General features: G+C 60.5%; 23 protein-coding genes and 1 tRNA gene. 11 read left to right on the top strand and 13 right to left on the bottom strand.

The genetic code is table 11. From position 1 onward, the window contains the following. Positions 1 to 73: 73 nt before the first annotated feature. Positions 74 to 523, top strand: coding sequence for a hypothetical protein (locus tag ABJF10_RS11085; protein ID WP_348544629.1), 450 nt, complete (start codon positions 74 to 76; stop codon positions 521 to 523). Between the two features lie 86 nt (positions 524 to 609). Here the strand turns inward: ABJF10_RS11085 and ABJF10_RS11080 are convergent, their stop codons facing one another. The 4 genes from ABJF10_RS11080 to ABJF10_RS11065 form a co-directional block, all read right to left on the bottom strand. After that, complete coding sequence (locus ABJF10_RS11080) at positions 610 to 1,668, bottom strand: aminopeptidase (RefSeq protein ID WP_348544628.1); 1,059 nt, start codon at positions 1,666 to 1,668, stop codon at positions 610 to 612. Between the two features lie 28 nt (positions 1,669 to 1,696). Then, positions 1,697 to 2,125, bottom strand: coding sequence for a hypothetical protein (locus tag ABJF10_RS11075; RefSeq protein WP_348544627.1), 429 nt, complete (start codon positions 2,123 to 2,125; stop codon positions 1,697 to 1,699). Between the two features lie 100 nt (positions 2,126 to 2,225). Continuing rightward, positions 2,226 to 3,251 (bottom strand): class I fructose-bisphosphate aldolase, encoded by a 1,026-nt coding sequence (locus ABJF10_RS11070; RefSeq protein WP_348544626.1) that lies wholly within the window; start codon positions 3,249 to 3,251, stop codon positions 2,226 to 2,228. Positions 3,252 to 3,334: 83 nt separating this feature from the next. Next, entirely contained in the window at positions 3,335 to 3,523 is a 189-nt protein-coding gene (locus tag ABJF10_RS11065; protein ID WP_348544625.1) for a hypothetical protein, read from the bottom strand. Positions 3,524 to 3,546: 23 nt separating this feature from the next. On the opposite strand from ABJF10_RS11065, the gene ABJF10_RS11060 reads away from it, so the two are divergent. Then, on the top strand, positions 3,547 to 3,708 hold the full coding sequence (locus tag ABJF10_RS11060) for a hypothetical protein (protein WP_348544624.1): 162 nt from the start codon (positions 3,547 to 3,549) through the stop codon (positions 3,706 to 3,708). A 185-nt stretch (positions 3,709 to 3,893) separates the two neighbouring features. Here ABJF10_RS11060 and ABJF10_RS11055 read toward each other — a convergent pair whose 3' ends face one another. After that, positions 3,894 to 4,466 (bottom strand): hypothetical protein, encoded by a 573-nt coding sequence (locus ABJF10_RS11055; RefSeq protein WP_348544623.1) that lies wholly within the window; start codon positions 4,464 to 4,466, stop codon positions 3,894 to 3,896. Positions 4,467 to 5,200: 734 nt separating this feature from the next. Here ABJF10_RS11055 and ABJF10_RS11050 point away from each other — a divergent pair. Next, positions 5,201 to 6,091 carry a tyrosine-type recombinase/integrase gene (locus ABJF10_RS11050; protein WP_348544622.1) on the top strand — a complete coding sequence of 297 codons (891 nt, stop codon included), beginning with the start codon at positions 5,201 to 5,203 and terminating at the stop codon, positions 6,089 to 6,091. An 82-nt stretch (positions 6,092 to 6,173) separates the two neighbouring features. Here ABJF10_RS11050 and ABJF10_RS11045 read toward each other — a convergent pair whose 3' ends face one another. Further along, positions 6,174 to 6,608, bottom strand: coding sequence for a hypothetical protein (locus ABJF10_RS11045; protein ID WP_348544621.1), 435 nt, complete (start codon positions 6,606 to 6,608; stop codon positions 6,174 to 6,176). Positions 6,609 to 7,127: 519 nt separating this feature from the next. Between ABJF10_RS11045 and ABJF10_RS11040 the strand changes: the two genes are divergently transcribed. The 3 genes from ABJF10_RS11040 (at position 7,128) to ABJF10_RS11030 (ending at position 9,279) form a co-directional block, all read left to right on the top strand. Further along, a complete protein-coding gene (locus ABJF10_RS11040; protein WP_348544620.1) occupies positions 7,128 to 8,099 on the top strand; it encodes a hypothetical protein in 972 nt (323 codons plus the stop codon). Between the two features lie 32 nt (positions 8,100 to 8,131). Continuing rightward, positions 8,132 to 8,809, top strand: a complete 678-nt coding sequence (locus ABJF10_RS11035; protein WP_348544619.1) for a class I SAM-dependent methyltransferase — start codon at positions 8,132 to 8,134, stop codon at positions 8,807 to 8,809. Positions 8,810 to 9,048: 239 nt separating this feature from the next. Beyond that, positions 9,049 to 9,279 (top strand): hypothetical protein, encoded by a 231-nt coding sequence (locus ABJF10_RS11030; protein WP_348544618.1) that lies wholly within the window; start codon positions 9,049 to 9,051, stop codon positions 9,277 to 9,279. A gap of 93 nt (positions 9,280 to 9,372) precedes the next feature. Here ABJF10_RS11030 and ABJF10_RS11025 read toward each other — a convergent pair whose 3' ends face one another. Further along, positions 9,373 to 10,383, bottom strand: coding sequence for a hypothetical protein (locus ABJF10_RS11025; protein WP_348544617.1), 1,011 nt, complete (start codon positions 10,381 to 10,383; stop codon positions 9,373 to 9,375). A 239-nt stretch (positions 10,384 to 10,622) separates the two neighbouring features. Beyond that, positions 10,623 to 10,711, bottom strand: a tRNA-Ser gene (locus ABJF10_RS11020). A 337-nt stretch (positions 10,712 to 11,048) separates the two neighbouring features. On the opposite strand from ABJF10_RS11020, the gene ABJF10_RS11015 reads away from it, so the two are divergent. Then, positions 11,049 to 11,399, top strand: a complete 351-nt coding sequence (locus ABJF10_RS11015) for a hypothetical protein (RefSeq protein ID WP_348544616.1) — start codon at positions 11,049 to 11,051, stop codon at positions 11,397 to 11,399. 352 nt (positions 11,400 to 11,751) lie between these two features. On the opposite strand, the gene ABJF10_RS11010 is transcribed toward ABJF10_RS11015, so the two are convergent. Further along, positions 11,752 to 12,300 carry a cyclic nucleotide-binding domain-containing protein gene (locus ABJF10_RS11010; protein ID WP_348544615.1) on the bottom strand — a complete coding sequence of 183 codons (549 nt, stop codon included), beginning with the start codon at positions 12,298 to 12,300 and terminating at the stop codon, positions 11,752 to 11,754. Between the two features lie 132 nt (positions 12,301 to 12,432). On the opposite strand from ABJF10_RS11010, the gene ABJF10_RS11005 reads away from it, so the two are divergent. From ABJF10_RS11005 to ABJF10_RS10990, 4 genes are all read left to right on the top strand, one after another. Beyond that, positions 12,433 to 12,888: a MarR family transcriptional regulator gene (locus tag ABJF10_RS11005; RefSeq protein ID WP_348544614.1), complete on the top strand. Its 456-nt coding sequence runs from the start codon at positions 12,433 to 12,435 to the stop codon at positions 12,886 to 12,888. Next, positions 12,885 to 14,516 carry a TolC family protein gene (locus ABJF10_RS11000; RefSeq protein ID WP_348544613.1) on the top strand — a complete coding sequence of 544 codons (1,632 nt, stop codon included), beginning with the start codon at positions 12,885 to 12,887 and terminating at the stop codon, positions 14,514 to 14,516. The genes ABJF10_RS11005 and ABJF10_RS11000 overlap by 4 nt, the downstream gene beginning before the upstream one ends. Beyond that, the gene (locus ABJF10_RS10995) at positions 14,513 to 15,193 is read left to right on the top strand and encodes a polyphenol oxidase family protein (protein WP_348544612.1); all 681 of its coding nucleotides are present in this window, start codon (positions 14,513 to 14,515) and stop codon (positions 15,191 to 15,193) included. Before ABJF10_RS11000 ends, ABJF10_RS10995 begins: the two co-directional genes overlap by 4 nt. A gap of 67 nt (positions 15,194 to 15,260) precedes the next feature. Then, the gene (locus ABJF10_RS10990) at positions 15,261 to 16,013 is read left to right on the top strand and encodes a methyltransferase domain-containing protein (protein ID WP_348544611.1); all 753 of its coding nucleotides are present in this window, start codon (positions 15,261 to 15,263) and stop codon (positions 16,011 to 16,013) included. Here ABJF10_RS10990 and ABJF10_RS10985 read toward each other — a convergent pair whose 3' ends face one another. The 4 genes from ABJF10_RS10985 to ABJF10_RS10970 all read right to left on the bottom strand — a co-directional run bounded on the left by ABJF10_RS10985 (position 16,014) and on the right by ABJF10_RS10970 (position 19,089). Then, on the bottom strand, positions 16,014 to 17,708 hold the full coding sequence (locus ABJF10_RS10985; RefSeq protein ID WP_348544610.1) for an iron ABC transporter permease: 1,695 nt from the start codon (positions 17,706 to 17,708) through the stop codon (positions 16,014 to 16,016). A gap of 64 nt (positions 17,709 to 17,772) precedes the next feature. Further along, positions 17,773 to 18,234: a hypothetical protein gene (locus tag ABJF10_RS10980; protein WP_348544609.1), complete on the bottom strand. Its 462-nt coding sequence runs from the start codon at positions 18,232 to 18,234 to the stop codon at positions 17,773 to 17,775. Then, positions 18,231 to 18,539, bottom strand: a complete 309-nt coding sequence (locus ABJF10_RS10975; RefSeq protein WP_348544608.1) for a hypothetical protein — start codon at positions 18,537 to 18,539, stop codon at positions 18,231 to 18,233. The genes ABJF10_RS10980 and ABJF10_RS10975 overlap by 4 nt, the downstream gene beginning before the upstream one ends. After that, entirely contained in the window at positions 18,529 to 19,089 is a 561-nt protein-coding gene (locus ABJF10_RS10970; protein ID WP_348544607.1) for an RNA polymerase sigma factor, read from the bottom strand. Before ABJF10_RS10970 ends, ABJF10_RS10975 begins: the two co-directional genes overlap by 11 nt. Between the last annotated feature and the right edge of the window lie 176 nt (positions 19,090 to 19,265).

The raw sequence follows: 19,265 nt of genomic DNA, 5'->3' as shown, positions 1-19,265 counted from the left end.
CGTGTTTCCGGGAAAGGAAAGAAGCGGCTGCGGTCTTGCCTCCGGGTTGTGGCGATGAGCAGGGTGGGGGGTGATGCAGACTGTTCCCTGCCGCCAGTGCGGCGTCCCGGTGAATGCCAGCGATGCCACGTGCCCGCAATGCGGCGCGTTGCAGCCGGGGCGTGCCCAGATCGAAGCGGTGGGCTACGTCTGGGAGAGCCGCCTCCGCTGGATGGGGCTGCCACTGGTGCACATCGCTTTCGGACACGACGACAAGGGAAAGGCGCGCACGGCGTGCGGGATGATCGCTATCGGGCAGCGCGCCGTGGGCGGTGTGGCCATCGGCATTGTCGCCGGCGGATTCATCTCGCTGGGTGTCGTGTCAGTGGGCGTGTTTTCGCTCGGCGTCGTGAGCCTCGGCGCGCTCGTGGCGTGCGGCGTGAATGCGATCGGCGCGTTGTCGATCGGCGTCGTCGCCGTGGGCTACAAGGTCGGCGGCGTGGCGACGTTTGGGTGGAAGGTGCTCTTCTCGGTGACGAAGTAGGGGGAGGGAGGAAGTGCTCAGTGCTCAGTGCTCAGTATCGGCACCCGAATCGGAATACTAAGAACTGAGAACTGAGGACTGAGCACTCACTCCGTAAGCCGCTTCCGCCGTTCTTCCTTGCTCAGGTGCCGCATCTTTCCGACCGCTGTGTAGTAGGCATGAAGATCCCCACCGTGGCTCTGCAGGAGCCGCTCGAAGCCGGGGACGAGATCGTTGTAAGTCGAGACCGTATTGAGCCGCGCATTGTTCCAGGGCTTGGCGAAGGCCTGGTCATAGAGCGAATCGCCGTGGTGACGGCGGCGAATCTCGAGATAGCCCGTGTGGAGCTGCGCGAAGACGAGGGCTTTGCGCGCGCGCATTTGCTCCGGCGAAAATTCCCGGCGGGCGTAGACCTGCCGGAGTTTCTCCCGGGTCGCGAGGAGCAGGGCGACGATCTCGCGGTCCTTCGCCAGCGCGATTTCGTAGCGAGTCAGCGCGGCGCGATCACCCTTGGACCGCAGCCAGCGGCGCACGGCGGCTTCCGCGTTCGCCGTGGCGAAGGCCTCATTGAAATCGCTATCGCCGGGGAGGAAAAGCTTCACGTGGGTGAGCTCGTGGAAGATCACCTCGGCCAGTTCGGCGTCGGAGCGATGAAAGAAAGTATTCAGCACCGGGTCATGGAAAACGCCGAGCGTGGAGTAAGCCTCGACCCCGCCGACATAGACCTCCAGCCCCTGCGCCTGGAGCCGCTTCGCCTCGTCTCGCGCCGCTTTCTCGGTGAAGTAACCGCGATACTCCAGGCTGCCGACAAACGGATACCACCACGTCTTGCCCTCGACCGAAAACTCCGGCGCGGCGAAGAGCACCCACGAGACATACCGCCGCCCGAGGTCCGTGTAGCGGGCATACTCGCGATCCGCCGGCAACTCGAGTTGCGCACCCGCAAAGCGCCGCGCGTCCTCCACGACCGTGAGCTTCTGCTTCACGCGTGCCGACACGCCATCGTCCTGCATCACCGCCGGAATCGGCCGCGCCTTATTGAGGATCTCCGCCTGGCCATCGATGGCCTGCGAGTAAAAGCGCACCGTACTGCAGCCCGAAGTAGCGAGGGCGGCGAGTCCGGCAGCGAATGCGGCAAGGTGCCGCGCGATTCCCGGGGCCGCCATCAACGCGCGGCAGGTTGGTGATGTTCGGTCATGGGTTTCGCGTCGGGGAAGACGCATCTACCGAGGGCGGTAGTGGAGTAAAAATAACCTTTCCTGGTTCAAACGTCAGCGCGACTGGAACATTAGTGAGCGCAAGGTTCAAAGCTTGGATCATCGTCACGTCTTTCGCCTGAAATGACACGCGTCGTTGGAGGGTTGCCTCCGACAAACGGACATCGAATACGAAGTTTGTCGGTCGAGGATCACCGTCGACGTCCTCGTATTTGCGATAGATAAAGTTAAGCGCTTCTTTGAGGGTTGTGGGTTTTTGAAAGTCAATTCGCGGAATTTGAAAACGTGAAATAACAGTAACAATGTCGCAAACCTCTGTCGGCGCCGGGGTGGGTGGCGATGCTGGATACGCAGTGCCGCAAATAAAGGTGCAAAGACAAATCGTGGAAAGAAACGTTCGGTTCATAACAGAGGTGAGTTGAGCCGTAGTTCGAAAAGAAGACTCCACCTTGCGAACGGGGTTGTGCGGAAAACGAATCCGAAGAGCGCCTGTCGAGTGTCAAAAGTCATGCCGGCTTCACTCTTTCCATCTCCGGCGAGTACTTCCCGAGCACCGCAAGACCGTTGCACTTGGCGCGATGGTGGAGACTGGCTTGCGCGGCCGCGACATTGTCTGCCGAACCTTTCCACCGTTCCAACGCGGGCGCCTGCAGCGCGCGTCCGTAGGAAAAAGTGATCTTCCACGGAGCGCCGGACGTCTGGCAGATCGCGTTCAATCGTTCCGTGGCCGCGATATCACTCTGCCCGCCCGAGAGGAAGACGATGCCCGGCACGGCCGCCGGCACGAAGCGGCGGAAACAGCGCAGCGTCCGCTCCGCCACTTCGGCGACATCGGCTTGTTGCGGGCACTCCTTGCCCGACAAGACCATGCCCGTCTTGAGGATCATGTGTTCGAGGACGACGCGCTGATCGCACAGCGCGTCGAAGACGCTCTGCAGCGTGGCGCCCTCGACCTCTTCGCAACGCTCGATGGTGTGGCTGCCGTCCATCAGCACCTCTGGCTCGACGATCGGCACCAGCCCCGCCTCCTGGCTCAGCGCGGCAAAGAGCGCCAGCACGCGGGCGTTGGTCTCGAGAGCAGTGCGCGTGGGCGTGTCTTCGCCGATCGCAATCACCGCGCGCCATTTCGTGAACCGCGCGCCCAGTTGTCGATACTCGCTGAGCCGCTCGCGCAGACCGTCGAGACCTTGCGTGATCTTTTCACCTGGGAAATTGGCGAGGGGGACGGTGCCCGTGTCCACCTTGATTCCCGGGACGATCCCCAGCTGGTGGAGAAGCTCCGGCACGGGAATGCCGCCTTGCATCCGCTGCCGGATCGTCTCGTCGAACAGGATCACCCCGCTGATGAATTCATTCACTTCGGGAGCGGTGAAGAGCATCTCGCGATAAGCGCAGCGCGTTTCCTCCGTGGACGGAATACCGAGCGGCTGGAACCGCTTCGCAATGCTCGGGAAGCTCTCATCCGCCGCCAGCAGCCCTTTGCCAGGAGACAGCAGCGTCGTGACGATGGAGGCGATCGTGGGTTCGGCCATAGGCAGGATCGGGACGGCCCAATTTGCGCCCACCCGCCCACCTCCGCAATGTCTAAACGAACCACCCCGCCGCGCGCTGGCGCTCAGCGCGGCTTATCGACCCGCATCTCCGCCACCTCTCGCCCGACAGAATTCATGACGATGATCTTTTCTTCCCCATTCGCGACCGATTGCGCGTAGAAAACGGCTTGCGGAATACTGGCAAATTCTTGTTCCCACTGTTCGCCCTCCTTGCGGAGCTTGAAGCCGGTCAAGCCGGGTTCGGCGATCAAAAGAAATGGTGCGTTCATATCCAATGAATCGCCTGCGCAGTGCGAAGTGCGTCCCTTCTCTCTGCTCATGGGAAGCGTCCGCAGCCTGGAATAGCGGCATCACGAATCTGATCGCGGAGAAGTTTGGTCGGCTGACGCGGCACTGGGGACTGGGGCACTACTATACCGGCTGCGGCGGATACTAGACGATCCCGCAAATGTTCATTGCGCTACGACGCACTCAGTTTCAGTTCCAATGCAACGCCGAAAGAGTGCGTCTGTCATAATTTGTTGACTGACCCCCATTCCCCCATTCCCCCGTGACCCCCATTCCCCCCGTGTCCCGTCCTATCCGCCGAACTGAAGGCCCAGAGCGTCTGCTGTGCAGGGTTTAGGCGACTTCGTGAAGTTTTTGAAGGGCTTCGGAAAAGAGGTTCCGGTGTTCATGGATGGTGAGGTGATAACGCTTGCGTCGTGTCGCGCGCCAGTAGCTATCGGTGCCTGAGGTCGAAAAGCTAGGCGTGCCAACACTCGAAAGCGTATCGAACAGGCCAACCTCGGAAGTCGTCGGACGATAGCTCGTGGGTGGAGTCTCCGTGTGCGACAGCAGCGACCGCAGCGCGCGGTTCAGCTTGATGTCGAAACGGTGTGAATCGGAGTAGTCCGGTTCGATCGCCGCAAGCTCGGTGGCACATCGCAGGTCGTCAGCGACCGTGGCGAAGATGATGCAGTCGTTCTGGCGCTCGGGCGCGGGAACAACTCCATAATCCATGAAGGCGGCCATAACGGCGTTAGCTGCGCGCCGGAGCGCTTCATAAAACTCAGTGACCGACGTGGTGAGCGCCTGGTGCGCCAAAAGCAACTCCCCGCTGTAAATTTGGAAGACGCCAGTGCTGGGATCTGTTGCGAGGTTCGCGCGACCGAGTGCAATTGATTTGAAAGCAAAGTCTGTTTGGGGAAGCACAATAAAATGAATTCAGTCTGCGCCCGAGGATCGCTGAATCCACTGCCCTTATATACGAATCAGTCCCGCACGGCAAGCGGCTTTGACCCTATCGCCGATCAACTCCGAGACAAAGCGGTCGCTGGTAATGATCGCGAGGACGGATCATCCGCTTTTCGAGGGCGGAATAGGGGTCAGTCAACAAATTGTGACAGGTGCTACACTCCTGAGCTCGCTGTCGTGTAAGCGGCGGGCATGGAGCGCGCATCGTCGGTCGCACGTCCGGAATCCCCGCCCGAGGCATCGTGAGCTTCCCGCATTCCACAGAGGTGTCGTCGCACAGTCGCGCGGGGCGGGGAGGCAGGGATTCGAACCCTGGGATCGGCGCTTTCTGAGGATGTCTTAGGATTACAGAGGACGCTACAGGAAAGATGTTGATCATTTTGGAGGGTTTGGGCACAGCAGGGCACATTATGGCTTCGCTCTATGAACGTCCGAACTCTGATTTTTGGTGGGTCAAATTCCGCGATCCGGCCACGGGTAAGATCCTCCGTGAATCGACCAAATGCCGCGTTGGCAACGGAGCCCACTTGCGCCGGGCTCGTTCCATCAAAGCAGCGAAGACCAGCGCCGAGAATCAGACGCCCATCGTGAAGGAAACGGCCGCTTGGGATAGCTGGGTCGTGCCGTTCCTGGAGCGCCATTACGTGACGACACCGAAGACTCTGAACCGCTACTTGGTCTCGTGGAAAACTTTGCGCCAGTATCTCGCCTTGCGGGGAGTCCGATTTCCGTCCCAGCTCATCTACACGCAGGCCGTTCAATACGTGGATTGGCGGCAGAACCCCAAAACACCGGGCGTCCACAAAGCGGCGCGGACCACGGCTCTCCTCGATCTGAAGGTTCTCCGTATCGTCATGAACGAGGCGATCCGGCAAGGCATGGCTTCGACCAATCCAAGCGCACGCCTGGGACTTAAGAAAGGACCGACGAAAGAAAAGCCGGAGATTACCGACGACGAAATTGCCGCGATCCGTAGTGCTCTCGCCACACGCCCCGAATGGATGCGGACATGCTTCGAGATCGCGATTCACCAGGGATGCCGCTTCGCCGAGACTTGCCTTCCGCTCTCGAACGTCGATCTCGAGCGCAACCGCATCACTTTCCACGCGAAAGGGGGGAAGACGTTCACGACTCTTTTGCACGATGCCTTGATTCCGTTGTTTACCCGGCTCCGCAAAGAGGGGCACACCCGCAGCTTCGACATGCCGGCGCAAACGGGACGCGAATGGACGCGATTCTTTCGCAAGATCGGATTGCGGCACCTCTGCTTCCACTCCACCCGTGTAACCGTTGTGACGAGACTGTGCCGCGCTGGAGTCACCGAATCCCAGGCTATGCGGTTCGTGGGACACGCTAGCGAGACGATTCACCGGATTTATCAACGTCTCCGCGCCGAGGACGTGAGCGCTTGTGTGTCCGCGCTGCGTATTCCGTCGAACGCCAGTGCCGATTTAGCGCCAGCCATTCCAGCGCGTGCTCCAGCGTCGTCATTGTCCCATACGCGAACTGATACCCCGCCGACCGCATCGCCGTCACATACCAAGGCGACTTCTTCAAAGCGGAGGCCAGTTCCTTCGCAATGAGCGGGATCGGCTGCGGAAAATGAGAAATGCCCTGCGGGTTCATGCCGCAAGGAGTAGCGTAATACTTCCGTAACGGGAAGTATTATTTTTTCCGCTTGGCTAGCTTCTTCAATTTCTGCTGACCCGCGTATTCCGTGTAGCCACCGTGTGTCACTTGCCCCGCATCCGATTTGAGGGCCATTTTCACACCCGTTACGAGTCGTTGTGCAATGTTCCGAGCCGGGCGGCCTGCCTTCAAATCTTGATCCAGGCGATTTCTCACTTCCCGCATCGAGACGTAGGTCCGTCCGAGAAAATCAAATCGGGTCAGCTTTCCGAGTTCGACCAACTCGCTTACACGGCGACTGCTTACATCCAGCAGGATCGCCGCCTGGGGATGATTCAATAAGCCTCCCTGCTCGACCATCGCGTGACTCATCGCCTCCACTTCGCGCTTCAACTGCGCCTTTGTAAGCTTGCGAACATCGGTTTTCTCGACATCGGGGACGGTAGCAAACGCCGTTGCAGTTGCGGTCATAGAAATACTTTATGGATCGGAAGGGTTTCTGTCAACGACACCCGCCGCCTCTCCCACTGGATAGAGCAACGTCCCTTAAAGACCGAGCACCAGCTTTTCCATTTCGGACAGATGCCCGGTCCCTTTGATCCCATTGTGTCGATGGGGTAGAGACTGTTGCGCGTCAGAAAAGTCGCAACGTAGGTCACACGCCGGTGCCCGGTGGCGAGCCTGCTGCCGCAATGATAACAATTGCTCGTGTCGATGTAAAAAGCGCTGCCTCGGATTCGGAGATATGGACCCAACATGGGCGCGACCAGTCCTCTTCGCAGACAATCCACCAAACGCCGTTCAATGTCACTCCTCGCGCGCAGACTGCGGGGACCTCGGACAGATACTCATAAAGCGAATCGCGAAATTGCGTGCTAGGCATGGATTTCACCAGGTGTAGAGTGACGTAAAACTTGGCATTTTCTGGATCAAAAAAAGGAAGGCGCTTGCGTCTCATTGCGTAATCGAACTACGAAAGTCACGAACTTTATGACAGGAAACGAAATACTGAGGAAAGCGCGTGGCCTGCGCCGTAATATTACGGCATCGGGCAGTCCTTTCCGTTACCTGCGCAAGGGCCTTCTCAACCTGACCCGACCGGTCGATACACTGCGCCGCATTTCCCACGCTAATGCGGTCGCGCGATGCTTGCCGCCGGATCTTCGATCCAAGTTGGATGCTCTCAACGCGAGCGGTTACGCGGATGCACTGTCGGAAATGAATCCCGCACTTCTTGCCGAACTCGACATGTTTTGCCAGGACAAGCTCGTCCAGAACCCGGACCTGCAAAGCAGAATGACTGCGTATTGGGCAAATCTCAACGGCCCTTTGGACCGAACCGTGGACGGCATTCTCGTGCGATTTGCGTTGCAGGAGCCGGTTTTGAAGTTGGCGGCAGCCTACTTTGGTCAGGTACCGTATTTGGCGGATGTGGATATCTCGGTGTCGTTCAGCACGGGAAAGCCCCAGTGGGAAACCTCCCAGCTCTGGCATCGCGATTACGCTGACCACAAGACCATCAAGCTGTGGGTTTATCTGACGGACGTCATCAGTCCGGAGGATGGGCCTTTGACCTATGTGGAACCAGGGCCATCGGCCAAAATCCGGAACACTTTCTTTCCGGGTCGGGTCAAGGACGAAACGATCGCCGAGTGTGTCGCGCCCGGCGAAGTAAAACAGATTTTCGGTAAACCCTCACCCGAGTGCGTCCGGATAACGAATGCCTTCAATCCAGGTATTCCAACAGCGAGGTGGCCTCACCAATTGCCGAAAGCGGGCGGCCCGATCAAATTCGAGCTGACATTTCACGAGTCAGAACTGACCAAGCCGACCGCCGCTCTCATCTTTGGTTGTTGCTCGATTCGCAGCTTTGATTTTTCGTCTCCGCTGTTCGACGCGACGAACATGAAATACCGACGTACGCTTGGACAAGAAAAGCCGAGCGTCTACGCGGGAACGTGAACTTTTGAACTTTCGCTTACCTCCTTCTCCACATGAGTAACTTGCCAAGCTGGGACCCGATTTGGGAACGAATCTTTAGCACACAGGAATGGGGAAAATACCCCCCGGAACAGGTCATACGCTTTGTCGCCAGGAATTTTTACAAGGCACCCGACCGAAAGCAGGTGAAATTGCTCGATCTCGGCGGGGGGACCGGGGCGTGCACGTGGTTCATGGCCCGGGAGGGGTTTGACGTATCGTCGATTGATGGTCAGAGACGGCAGTGCGGCAGTCGGGCGAGCGATTGGCCCGCGAGGACCTTGTCGCAGACCTTCGGGTTGGGGAATTTTACCCAGCTGCCTTGGCCCGACCAGCATTTCGATGGCGTCATCGATAATGGATCGCTTTTCAGCAATCGTTTCGGTCAATGCCAACGGGCGGTCGCCGAGGTATGGCGGGTTCTCAAGCAGGATGGACGGTTCCTTTCGTGCAGCATGACCAATGAAAGCTGGGGATATGGACTTGGAGTAAAGGTTGAGCACAATACGTTCCGCGATATCCCTGTTGGGCCATTTCAAAACCGGGGACTCATACTCCTCATGGATCGGCCGCAGATAGACGAACTATTTTCGATCTTTGCCGAGGTGAGTGTGGAAAAGGCAACTTGGACGACGGACAACATGCAACACCGAATGGACTGGTGGCTGGTCGAGGCCCGAAAGGCTTCGTAGTCCAGGATTCTGGGATCAGGAAAAAATCGGGCGGACTGGCGGCTGCCGCCGCTTCGCGTTAAAAACGCGATTTTCAAGCCCACCCGGTACAATTCACACGCAAAGCTATGTCGGTCCCTCCCACTCCTCTGCAAATTATCTCCGCTTGGCTTCTCACTCTGCCCGCTACGGTTGTCAACCCTCTCACCCGAGGGTTGCTCTCGCATCTATGTTTTGCGACCCGCAAGGACATCCCGCCATTGCTCGATACGCCTTTTCATCCCACCCAACTCGTCGGTGTCGCCATCTGTTTGTGTGCCCTAATAGACTACGAGATGGAAGACTTTAGCCACCACGCCAAGTGGGATGCCGACGAAGAAGGGCGAGAGGAATGGCTAGAGGCCGCCGCTACATGGGCAGCTCTGCGCGCTGATCCGTTGCACATTGACGCGATTCGCGCGTGGCGGGAAGACCAACCGGACGATAGTTAAGTGTGAAGGCTTTGTAGAGAGGTGGGCTGCGCGCCCTCCTCAAACCTCGGCGTATTTGGGGGAACATTGCTCACGCCCGCTCACGCGGAAGGATCACTCAGCGCGCCGAGCGTCCCAAAACTTCTGCACCTCATCGAGGACGGAGAAATCAATCGGCTCGACCTCGTAACCGAACGCCTCATCACGATAGCGGTCCTCCATGTCCCGCCACCAATCGGGGAAGAGCATGACCGCCTCTGACCAGTTGCGCGCCGCTCGCACAAACTCGAAATGTGTAAGCAAGTGCGCCGAGTTAATCAGATCGGAAATGACTCCTGTGAGGCGAAAAGCCCAGCGTGCGCCCCATGCTTCTCTCGCCTGCTCCCTCTCGGTGATTCCGTGGATCGCAGCGATAGAGCGCACACGCGTGCGCCACTCGCAGGCCGCTGGTGTAGCCCAGCAGAAATCATTCGGTCGCATATGAGACCCGTGCCACCCCATGTAGCGCACAAGCTTCTTCCCCTTGTCCTCGGGCCGACGCGCGAAGAGGTTCTTTTCGACATACTTTGAAACGTAGCGAGAGACAACTTCACCCGTTTTGAAGATTGGCGTGAGTTCCGCACGTCCAAAGCCGTACCCCGGCAGGCGATCAAGAAGCACCTCCCAGAGCCGCTGCAAAGACGGTGACGCGCTTTTTTTGTAGCCATATTTCGCCTTGAACGCCGCGAAATCGAACCCTGTGCGGATGTCCTCGCGGCACTCGACGATCAAATGAAAATGGATCGCGCCCGACTTGTGCCGTTCAGTGACAATTACCGCACGCGGGAAGAGATCTCGCAGCAGACCGGTCATCAAGCTGTTAATCCGCCGCGATGCCTCATCAGGATCAAACACCTGGACGAAATGCGCTGCCCCTTCGTGACAGCAGCAGAATCCAGCGTCCGCGCAGCTTTTCCAGTCGCCGACGGTAAGCGTCAAAAAGCCGATCCGCTCAATGCCTGCTTCCGCGAACATCCGCGCGACGTTCTGTTCCAGCGCATAGGCGGTTTTCCGGTGCGACCCATTGAGACTGAAAACCTCGACAACTTGCGCGGCGCTTTCTACGCCGTTTGAGTTGTGACTCATAGACAAGGAAAGGGGCGCAGCCGCCGCTGCCGCGGCGGCAAGCGCCCCATTCCCAATCTCTGCCGGTGCCCTCATGACCAGCAAAAGGGCGAGTGCTCAAGGCGGCGAAGGGCCGGTTGAGGGTCGCGACTGAACCGTGCCCAGGCACAGCGACCAAAATATTTTTCGGTGCCCGCTTCAGGCCCGTGTGCCCCTCGAAAGGGCACATTCTTGGGCACATCTCTCTGTTTTAAAGAGAGCGGTGAGGCAGGGATTCGAACCCTGGGTACCTTTTAAAGGGTACAACGCTTTAGCAAAGCGCCGCTTTCGACCACTCAGCCACCTCACCAATTGCGGGGCGCTTATTTCGAGCGGTTCGGGGGTGATGGCAAGAAAAATTCCTGAAATGGGGCCGCCTTTTTAGGGCAAGGCGGTCCGGGAGCGTGGATTGTGCTTTGCTTTTTGTCAAAGAGGGTGTCTTGTGCCCGCGTTATGTTCCCCCTCATTTCCATCGCTTGTCTCATGGCGGGCTCGTTTATTGTGCTCACCCGGGTGCTGCTTTTCGGCCTGGCTGTCCTGACGGCGGAGGACCGCGGCGCCAACGAAGATTGACGGGTCGGGGTAAAATCGCCACCCGGTTGCAGCCGGGGCGTTTCTGTGGTGCTGTGACGGTGCAGGTGTCTTCCATGCTCCATCGCTTTCGTTTCCTTCCCGCCGTACTGGTGGTCATCGTGGTGCTGCCCGGCTGTACCTTGCTGCACTGGCCGCGCTGGGGAAAGAAGAAGCCCCCGCGTGCCGAGGCGAAAACCCCCTTGCTGGTGGGTACGGTGACCTTGGTGAGCGATGACCCCACCTTTGTCTTGATCGACAACGGCTCGCTGCCGCCACCCGCGGCCGGCACGGTGCTGACGATCAATGCCGCGGTACCGGGAGGTGCGCCGGTGGAATTGAAGGTGACGGCGATCCGCAAGCCGCCCTTCGTGGTGGCGGATATCGTCAAGGGGACGCCGAAAAAGGGCGACCAGGTGTTTCAGTAGCCGCGGCGCAGGGGGCCGCTGGCCCGGCAGAAAAATGTTGACATTGGCAGCTTGTGGTGCTACACTCGTGCCAGATGGTTGAGGAGGAGCTATGGGCGGGCGAGGGGTGGAGTTCTTTGACACACGAACGCCGGGGCGATTTAGTGCAAGTAAGATGCAATAAGGCGTCGCGGAGCGCATAGAAATTGGCGTTCCGACTGCCTTGATCGACGTGCATCCGACTACGGTAATACGGGGCAATTTAAGGTGCCTTAAGCCCGCTTAAGCCGATTTAAGGTGCGAGTTTTTTTTAATTTCGCGCTTTGGCGCATCCCTACCGAGGGACGATTAATACCATTCATCGGCCTTAACCTCAAATGGCCGGTGTGCCGCCCTCTTGCGGAAATTCGACCGGTTTGCCGGGCGGCACCGAGGGATCCGGCGGAGTCGGGCGGGGGATGGCGCCCTCGGCACTGGACCAGTAGGCGGTGTTCACGAGGCGGGCGCTGGTCTGCCGGAGGCGGCGGGCCATCTCGGTCATCATGGCCGAGGCGATCTTGTAGCCCACGGTCGAGTTCGACTCCATGAACTTGTGAAAGCTCTCGTAGTCGAGATAGGCGAGCTTCGTGGTTTTCATCGCGTAAATGCTGGCCGTGGCGACGCCTGGATCGAAGAGGTTGATTTCGCCGAAGAAGCCACCGGGCCCGAGCCGGCCGAGCAGCATCTCGCGTTTGCCGGCCAGCCGCCGGATGTGGACGACGCCATCCATGACAATCGAGAAGTTCTTCACCGGGATGCCTTCCTCGATGATCCGATCTCGCGGTTTCACCTCACGCTCCAGGAGCAGGGCGCAGAAGGAGCGCAATTCCTCTTCGGAAAGTTTGCGCAAAATGGAAACATTGCGGAGCAGTTCGACGTCCATCGGCGGAGGGTAGCAGCCGTTTCCAGCCACCTGCAAGGTTGTAACGGAAAGGGCTTGGCGGGATTCGCCGGCTGGAGCGAATGAACGGTTGACGAGTCATTCAAGGGCTTTAATGTAAACGCCATTAAATTTATGCCCACCTTACGCGCCGTGGACCCCAAGCGCACCGACGCCGAGCGGCTGGCGGACATCTTCACTGTCCTCCAGCGCTGTTTCATCCTCAATCTTTCCAAGGAATTGTCCCGCGGAAATGTCTCCTTTCCCCAATACTGCCTGCTCGGCTTCCTGCGTGAGCAGAATGCGCTGACGATGTCGGAGATCGCGGGCAAGATGGGGCATTCCACGGCCGCCGCCACGGGGCTGATCGACCGCCTGGAGAATCTGGGCCACGTCAAGCGCATGCACGCCAAGGACGATCGACGCAAAGTCATGGTGCAGATCACGACCTCCGGCACGAACCTCGTCGCCGAAGTCCGCGAAGACATGATTTCCAACTTGTTAAAAATGATGGAAGTCCTCGATTCCTCGGAGCAGAAGACGTGGTTGCAAATCTACGAGAAAATCTTCAGCTACTGTCAGTCGAAATGAGATTACTTCCCTTGGCGGCGACCTTCGCCGCTGTTGCCCTAGTTTTTTCCGATGCCGGTGCCGTCCAGCCGCGCCCCATCCAGCATAGCGTTACCGGCGACCTGACGCTCGACCAGGCGATCAAGCTCGCCCTCAAGCAGAACCCCAACGTCCTCAAGGCCCTCTGGCAGATTGAGAATACGCGAGGTCAGATCATCGAGGTGCGCGCGGAGGCCCTGCCGCACGTGGCGCTGACGTCCTCGTATTTTCAGCAGTCCAAGACGCTGCTACAGGGTCGCGGCAGCAATGGTTCCAGTGGTCTTTCCGGCACCAGCAGCAGCAGTTCCAGCAATTCGACGAGTGACCTGGCCAAGCAACTGTCCGGCATTCCGGGGCTCACGCAGAGCGCGGCGGAGCAGGTGGTTAGCGCGGTCCAGAACAGCCAGTCGCAATCCTCGCAGGCGCAGACTTCCACCGGGGGAGGCGATATCTCATGGAATGTGGAGGTGCAGGTCTCGCAAGTGCTCTACGCCGGCGGTCAGGTGCGCGCGGCGATCAATATCGCGAGGTTCACCGACGACAGCAGTTACTTCAATCTGCGCGACGTCATCGACCAGACCATCGACACGGTGCGCCAGCAATTCTACACGGTGCTGCTGAACCGGGAACTGATCACCGTGCAGGAGGAATCGGTGAGGTTGCTCGCGGACCAGCTCAAGGATCAGCAGAACCGCTTCGAGGCCGGCACGGTGCCGCGCTTCAACGTGCTCCAGGCGGAGGTCGCGCTCGCCAACCAGCAGCCGCAATTGATCAGCGCCCGGAACAATTACCTGATCTCGGAATACCAGCTCGCCAAGACCCTCGGCATCGACCCGGGCCCGCAGGGGCAGACGACGTATCACGCCGTCGGCAAACTGCAAGTGAATGAGCGTCCGCTCGGCCTGCGCAATGCCATCCAAATGGGCATCGAGCACCGGCCGTTTCTGAAGGTGCAGCGCCTCACCATCCTCATCCAAAAGGAGCAGGTGAAAGTCGCGCTCGCCGGTTACAAGCCACAGCTCAATGCCAATGGCGGCTACGAGGTCCGCAACTCCTCGCTCACCAGCCATCTCGACGACACGATCGACGGCTGGTTCTTCGGCATCAATGGGCAGTGGAATATTTTCGACGGCCTCGAGACCTACGGCAAGGTGAAGGCGGCCCGCGCCAGCCTGGAATCCGCCAAGGTGAACTACGACGACTCCGTGCACCAGGTGGAGCTCGAGGTGCAGCAGGCTTACGCCAATGTGCAGACCGCGCGGGAAACGATCCGCAGCCAGCAGAAGACGGTTGAGCAAGCGCTCGAGGCCGTACGTTTGGCCACCGAGCGGCTCGCCGCCGGCGCGGGCACGCAGCTCGATGTGCTCAATGCGCAGGTGCAATTGACCACCGCCCGCAGCACGGAACTCCAGGCGCGCGCGAACTACAACACGGCGCTGGCCGAGTTTGATCGCGTGACAGCCACGGCCACTTCCTATGCGGAGACGTTCAACGACCCGTTGCTGGTCCGCCGCAAGGTGCCGAAGGATCCGGTGTTCGTGGATACTGGCGACGTGCACGACAAACCGTTGCCGACGCCCAGAGAGACCCCAAGGAAAAAGAGCAAGTGACCGGCGTGGAATCGGGCGTGATCGCGCCGCTGCCGATGGAGAAGTTTGCGGCGCTGGAAGCAGCCCCGGGGATCATCCACACCTTTTTGGGCCGCGTCGCCGGGCTGGATGTGCAGGTGGATCGCGCGCAGGCCTTGCAGCGGCTCGATTCGTTTCACCGGACGGCGCGGGAGGAACTGGGTCTCGACAAACGGCACGTCATCGTCGGCGAGCAAGTGCACGGTCGGGAGATCGCCATCGTGGATGAGCGGACGCCCGCGCCGGTGGCCGGGGTCGACGGCCTCATCACCGCCAGCCCCGATGTCTGCCTCGGTGTCTATGTCGCCGATTGTTGCGCGGTCTATCTGGCCGAGCCGGAGAAGCGCGTCATCGGGCTGCTGCATTCGGGCCGCAAGGGCAGCGAGCTGGGCATCACCACTGCGGCCATCGAGCGGATGCGCACGGAGTTCAAATGCGATCCGGCGAAGATCGTCGTGCAACTCAGCCCGTGCATCCGTCCGCCGCTGTTCGAGATCGATTTTGCGGCGCTCATCGTCGCGCAGGCCCGTGCCGCCGGTGTCACGCAAGTGCACGACTGCGGGATCTGCACGGGGGCGAACCCGGATCGCTATTATTCGTATCGGATGGAGCGGGGAAAAACCGGGCGCATGCTGGCCCTGCTGGCCCTGCGTTCCTAGCGATTCGATATCCGGCCAATCAAAGGATTCGATTTCCCGCGCCGCCGGGGCTTAAGTTTGGTTCATCATGAAACGCGCCTTCGACCCACTCGAGCCAGAGCTCATGGATCGTCCGCAACCGGTCACGCCCGAACTCGAGGCCTACCTGCGGAATCTCGTCTCATTCAACCGCTATTTCGGCAGCTATCGGCTGGTGCGCAAATTCCTCGCCCAGTGGCTGGCGCCGGATCGCAATTACCGTGTGCTCGACCTTTGCACGGGTGCGGGAGATATCCCGCGGCTGATGGTCGATTGGGCGCGCGCGGCCGGGGTGACGCTGCGCATTGACGCCGTCGATTTCCACGAGTCCACGCTCGAACTCGCGCGGCGGGGCAGCCAGGGATATCCCGAGATTCAATTGCTGCGGGGCGATGTGCTGAAATGGGAGACGAAGGAAACGTACGATCTCGTGATCTGTTCGCTCGCGTTGCACCATTTCAGTGATGAGGACGCGGTCGTGTTGTTGCGCCGCTGCCGCCATCTTTCCCATCGCTTCGTGCTGGTCTCGGACCTGGAGCGCAGCGAACTGGGAGCGCTCGGAGTGCAACTTCTCACCACCTTCTTCTATCGCCTGCCGATGACCCAGGCCGATGCGAACACCTCGATGCAGCGCGCTTTTACTTTCGGCGAACTGCGCACCCTGGCCGAGGCCGCGGGCTGGGAAAATTTCGGGCACATGCGATTCCTGTTTTGCCGGCAGGCCCTGTGGCTGGATGAAAGAACAGCGGGAGACATCCCGGCCGTCGCGGCCGTGCCCGACGTGCTGCCCTGCCCGACGTAGCTAAACGCGGAACAACGCGCCGAGCTTTTTTCCAAGCAACCGGCTCGTGGCCAAGATCGTGAGCGCCAGGAACACCATCGCCCACACGCCCAGCGCGGAGGCGACGAAGCGCCCTTCGCCCATGCTCTGGAAGAGCTCGTAGATCGCCTTGGTGATCGGGAAGTCGCGCTGCTTCTGCGCCAGCACGAGGGAATCGGAGACTTCGAGCATGGCAAAGGCGAAGGCTAGCAGGCCGCCCGCGAGGACATTGGCGGCAATGAGCGGAAAGGTGATGCGGCGCAGGGCGCGCAGCGGCGGGCAGCCGAGATTCTGCGCGGCCTCCTCGAGTGTCACGCTCGTCTGCTGCAGTCCCGCCGCGGCGGAGCGCACCACATAGGGCAGTCGTCGCACGGAGTAGGCGATGACGAGGAGGAGCGTTGGGTCTTTCGAAGGATTCAGGAACTCGAAGACGCGCCCGTCCTGCGTCATCGAGATGTAGCCGAAGGCGAGGACGAGCCCCGGGGCGGCGAGCGGCAGCATTGCGAGGGCGTCGAGCAGGCCGCGCCCCGGCAGGGTGGTGCGGACGACGACGTAGGCGATGAGCACGCCGAGCACCAGGTCGAAGGCGGTCGCGAGGCTGGAGTACTTGAGGCTGTTGAGGATCGAAGGGACCGTCAGTGGATGGCCGAGGGCGGCGCGGTAGTGTTCGGCGGTCCAGCCCGTGGGCAGCACCGTGTGGTGCCAGTCGCCCGCGATCGAGACCAGGATTACCCCGAGATGGGGCAGCAGCGCGACCAAGGTGATCGCCCCGAAACCCAGCGCGCAGGCCCATTGCACAGCGGTGCCCGGTGTCCGCGCGCTGGAGACAGTCGTCGCTTTCGACACCATCGTGTGGCTGGCGCGGCCGAAGAGGAGCTTGCTGGCGGCATAGAGCAGGGCCGTGCTGACGAGCATCACGGCGACGAGCGCGAAGGGAAACGGATTCCCGGCGATCTCCTTGATGCCGTAGAAAATCTGCACCGAGGTGACGCGGGTGATGTCGAAGATGAGCGGCACGCCGAGCTCGGTGAAAGCGAAGATGAAGACGATGGTGCCGCCCGCAAAAAGGCCCGGCATGATGAGCGGCAGGGTGATGCGCCGGAACTTGCGGAAGCCGGTGCAGCCCAGGTTCTCCGCGGCTTCCTCCATGGCGGGATCGAGGTTGGCGAGCGCGGCGGTGAGGTTGAGAAAAAGGATCGGGTAGAGGTGCAGCGCGTTGAGGGCCACGACGCCCCACATTCGCCCCCGTCCGAGCCAGTCGATGGTATCATTCGCGCCGAGCACACCGAGGTGCATGAGCAACGCATTGAACGCGCCGTACTGGCCGAAGATCTGCCGCACGCCAATGGCGCCGACGAAGGGTGGCAGGATCATCGGCACGAGGATGACTGCGGTGAGTAGTTTCTTCGCGGGAAAATCGTAGCGATCCGCGATGAAGGCCAGCGGCAGCGCAATGGCCAGCGCGCCCGTGGTGCTGCCGATGGCCAGGAGCAGCGAATTGCCGAGGCCTTCGAGGTAGATGCGGTTGCGAAAAACCTCGGCCACAAATTCCAAGGTGAACTTGCGGTCCGCATCGAAGAAGGCGCCGCCCAGCGTGACGCCGATAGGCCAGACGAAGAAGCAGCCGAAGAACGCGAGGGTCAGCGCGTAGACAAACCAGGCGAAGGTCTTCGACATGCGCGTGTGGGATAGCGCCTTCGAGGTGAGGAGTCACTGCGATTCCGCGGGAGACGCCCGCGTCTTACTTTGCGTCCTCTGCCGGCACCGGTGCAGGCGTGCCCGGTGCGGGTGTAGCCGCCGCCGGCGCCGGTGCGGCGATCGGAATCTCCGCCGCCTTCCACTTCGCCCGGCTGCGGGTAATCAAATCGTCGAACTTCTTCACCTGTGACGGATAGAGGATCGCGCGCGTGCGTTGCTCGGCTTCCTGTAGTGTTCCCTCTACTTCCGGTTGAATCTTCAAGCGGCTCTGCCGGAGTTTGATGCGTGCGTCGTCCACGATGCTCTGCAGTTTGCGCTTCTGCTCGTCATCGAGCTTGAGCTCGTGATCGAGCCGCTTCACGACCACATCCATGACCGCTTCCGGGCCACCGAGCAGCGTCTCCCGGAGCTTTTGCATGGCGCCCGCGCCGGTCACCGCGGCGCCGATGAAGCAGCCGAAGAAAAAGATCAGGAGCACACCGAAGATGCGCTTCAGCGTCCTCATCGGTGGTCACCCGTCATGTAGGCGACGAGCAGTTGTTCATCGCTCCCTGGTGCGACTTCCGCGACGAGAGGCGACACCACCTCCGCGCGCTCCGTGGTATGGCTCCACCAGCCCACGGCCAGGGCCAGCGCGGCGAAGAAGGGGCACAATCGCCATGCCCAGGCGAAGAGCGAGCCGGAGTTCTCGGCGCGCAACCGCGCGGTGAGCCGCGTCTCGAAGGCAAACTCCGCGCGTGAAGTGTCCGGAGTCGTCGCGCGGGCGGCGGCAAAGAGGGCATCCAGTTTTTGGTCGAGGTTATCGTTCATGGGTCGTCTCCAGTATCTTTTTCAAATTCTGCCGGGCGCGGAAAGCCCGCACCTTTACATTGCTTTCGCTCCAGCCGGTGAGCTCCGCGATTTCCTTCATGGGCCGCTCCTCCAGTTCCGCCAGGGTAATGATGAGCTGCTCGTCCGGCGCCAGCTTCGCCAGCGCCCAGTGGACCAGCTCCCGCGCGCGCCCGGCCGCCAAGGCTGCATCGATGCCCGCGTCGCGCATGTCCCATTCCGTGCCCTCCAGCGAGACCTGTTCGCGCACCCGCCGCTCCTTGCGCAGAAAATCGTAGCAGGCCGAGACGATGATCCGCGCCAGCCAGTGCTCGAACGGCGCATCCCCGCGAAACTTGCCGAGATGGCGGAAGGCCCGCACGAAGATCTCCTGCGCGATGTCGTCGAGCTGATGATCGTCGCGGGCGAACCGCGCCGCCGCCGCGAAGACCCGCCGCTTGTGGCGCCCCACCAGCCCCGCAAACGCAGCCTCATCGCCAGCCAGCGAGGCCGCGACGAGAGCTTCATCGGTGGGCGGGGCAAGGTCAGCCATTGACGGCGTCTTAGCGTCCGCCAGGGGCAAAGGCAATGCAGTCCAGGAAAGGGCAAGCGAACTCATCGGTCGGGAAAGGCGCCGCTCGGGAGCAAAATGGGTCAAAAGCGGCATTCATCATCCCAGCAGACGCAACAGAGTGGCGGAAGGTTACAAACGGGCTACTGCTTCCGAGT

The organism is Chthoniobacter sp. (assembly GCF_040003245.1).
Lineage (GTDB): Bacteria > Verrucomicrobiota > Verrucomicrobiia > Chthoniobacterales > Chthoniobacteraceae > Chthoniobacter.
Note: the sequence above shows the minus strand (reverse complement) of the source record. Positions and strands in the feature narration are given on the sequence as shown.

Coding starts and splice junctions, on each gene's coding strand:
- ABJF10_RS11085 (WP_348544629.1), top strand. CDS start 74: ATGCAGACTGTTCCCTGCCGCCAGTGCGGCGTCCCGGTGAATGCCAGC.
- ABJF10_RS10975 (WP_348544608.1), bottom strand. CDS start 18,539: ATGAACGATAACCTCGACCAAAAACTGGATGCCCTCTTTGCCGCCGCC.
- ABJF10_RS10990 (WP_348544611.1), top strand. CDS start 15,261: ATGAAACGCGCCTTCGACCCACTCGAGCCAGAGCTCATGGATCGTCCG.
- ABJF10_RS11060 (WP_348544624.1), top strand. CDS start 3,547: ATGAATCGCCTGCGCAGTGCGAAGTGCGTCCCTTCTCTCTGCTCATGG.
- ABJF10_RS11040 (WP_348544620.1), top strand. CDS start 7,128: ATGACAGGAAACGAAATACTGAGGAAAGCGCGTGGCCTGCGCCGTAAT.
- ABJF10_RS11075 (WP_348544627.1), bottom strand. CDS start 2,125: ATGAACCGAACGTTTCTTTCCACGATTTGTCTTTGCACCTTTATTTGC.
- ABJF10_RS11080 (WP_348544628.1), bottom strand. CDS start 1,668: ATGGCGGCCCCGGGAATCGCGCGGCACCTTGCCGCATTCGCTGCCGGA.
- ABJF10_RS11025 (WP_348544617.1), bottom strand. CDS start 10,383: ATGAGTCACAACTCAAACGGCGTAGAAAGCGCCGCGCAAGTTGTCGAG.
- ABJF10_RS11045 (WP_348544621.1), bottom strand. CDS start 6,608: ATGACCGCAACTGCAACGGCGTTTGCTACCGTCCCCGATGTCGAGAAA.
- ABJF10_RS11005 (WP_348544614.1), top strand. CDS start 12,433: ATGCCCACCTTACGCGCCGTGGACCCCAAGCGCACCGACGCCGAGCGG.
- ABJF10_RS11000 (WP_348544613.1), top strand. CDS start 12,885: ATGAGATTACTTCCCTTGGCGGCGACCTTCGCCGCTGTTGCCCTAGTT.
- ABJF10_RS11010 (WP_348544615.1), bottom strand. CDS start 12,300: ATGGACGTCGAACTGCTCCGCAATGTTTCCATTTTGCGCAAACTTTCC.
- ABJF10_RS10985 (WP_348544610.1), bottom strand. CDS start 17,708: ATGTCGAAGACCTTCGCCTGGTTTGTCTACGCGCTGACCCTCGCGTTC.
- ABJF10_RS10980 (WP_348544609.1), bottom strand. CDS start 18,234: ATGAGGACGCTGAAGCGCATCTTCGGTGTGCTCCTGATCTTTTTCTTC.
- ABJF10_RS11070 (WP_348544626.1), bottom strand. CDS start 3,251: ATGGCCGAACCCACGATCGCCTCCATCGTCACGACGCTGCTGTCTCCT.
- ABJF10_RS11035 (WP_348544619.1), top strand. CDS start 8,132: ATGAGTAACTTGCCAAGCTGGGACCCGATTTGGGAACGAATCTTTAGC.
- ABJF10_RS11015 (WP_348544616.1), top strand. CDS start 11,049: ATGCTCCATCGCTTTCGTTTCCTTCCCGCCGTACTGGTGGTCATCGTG.
- ABJF10_RS10970 (WP_348544607.1), bottom strand. CDS start 19,089: ATGGCTGACCTTGCCCCGCCCACCGATGAAGCTCTCGTCGCGGCCTCG.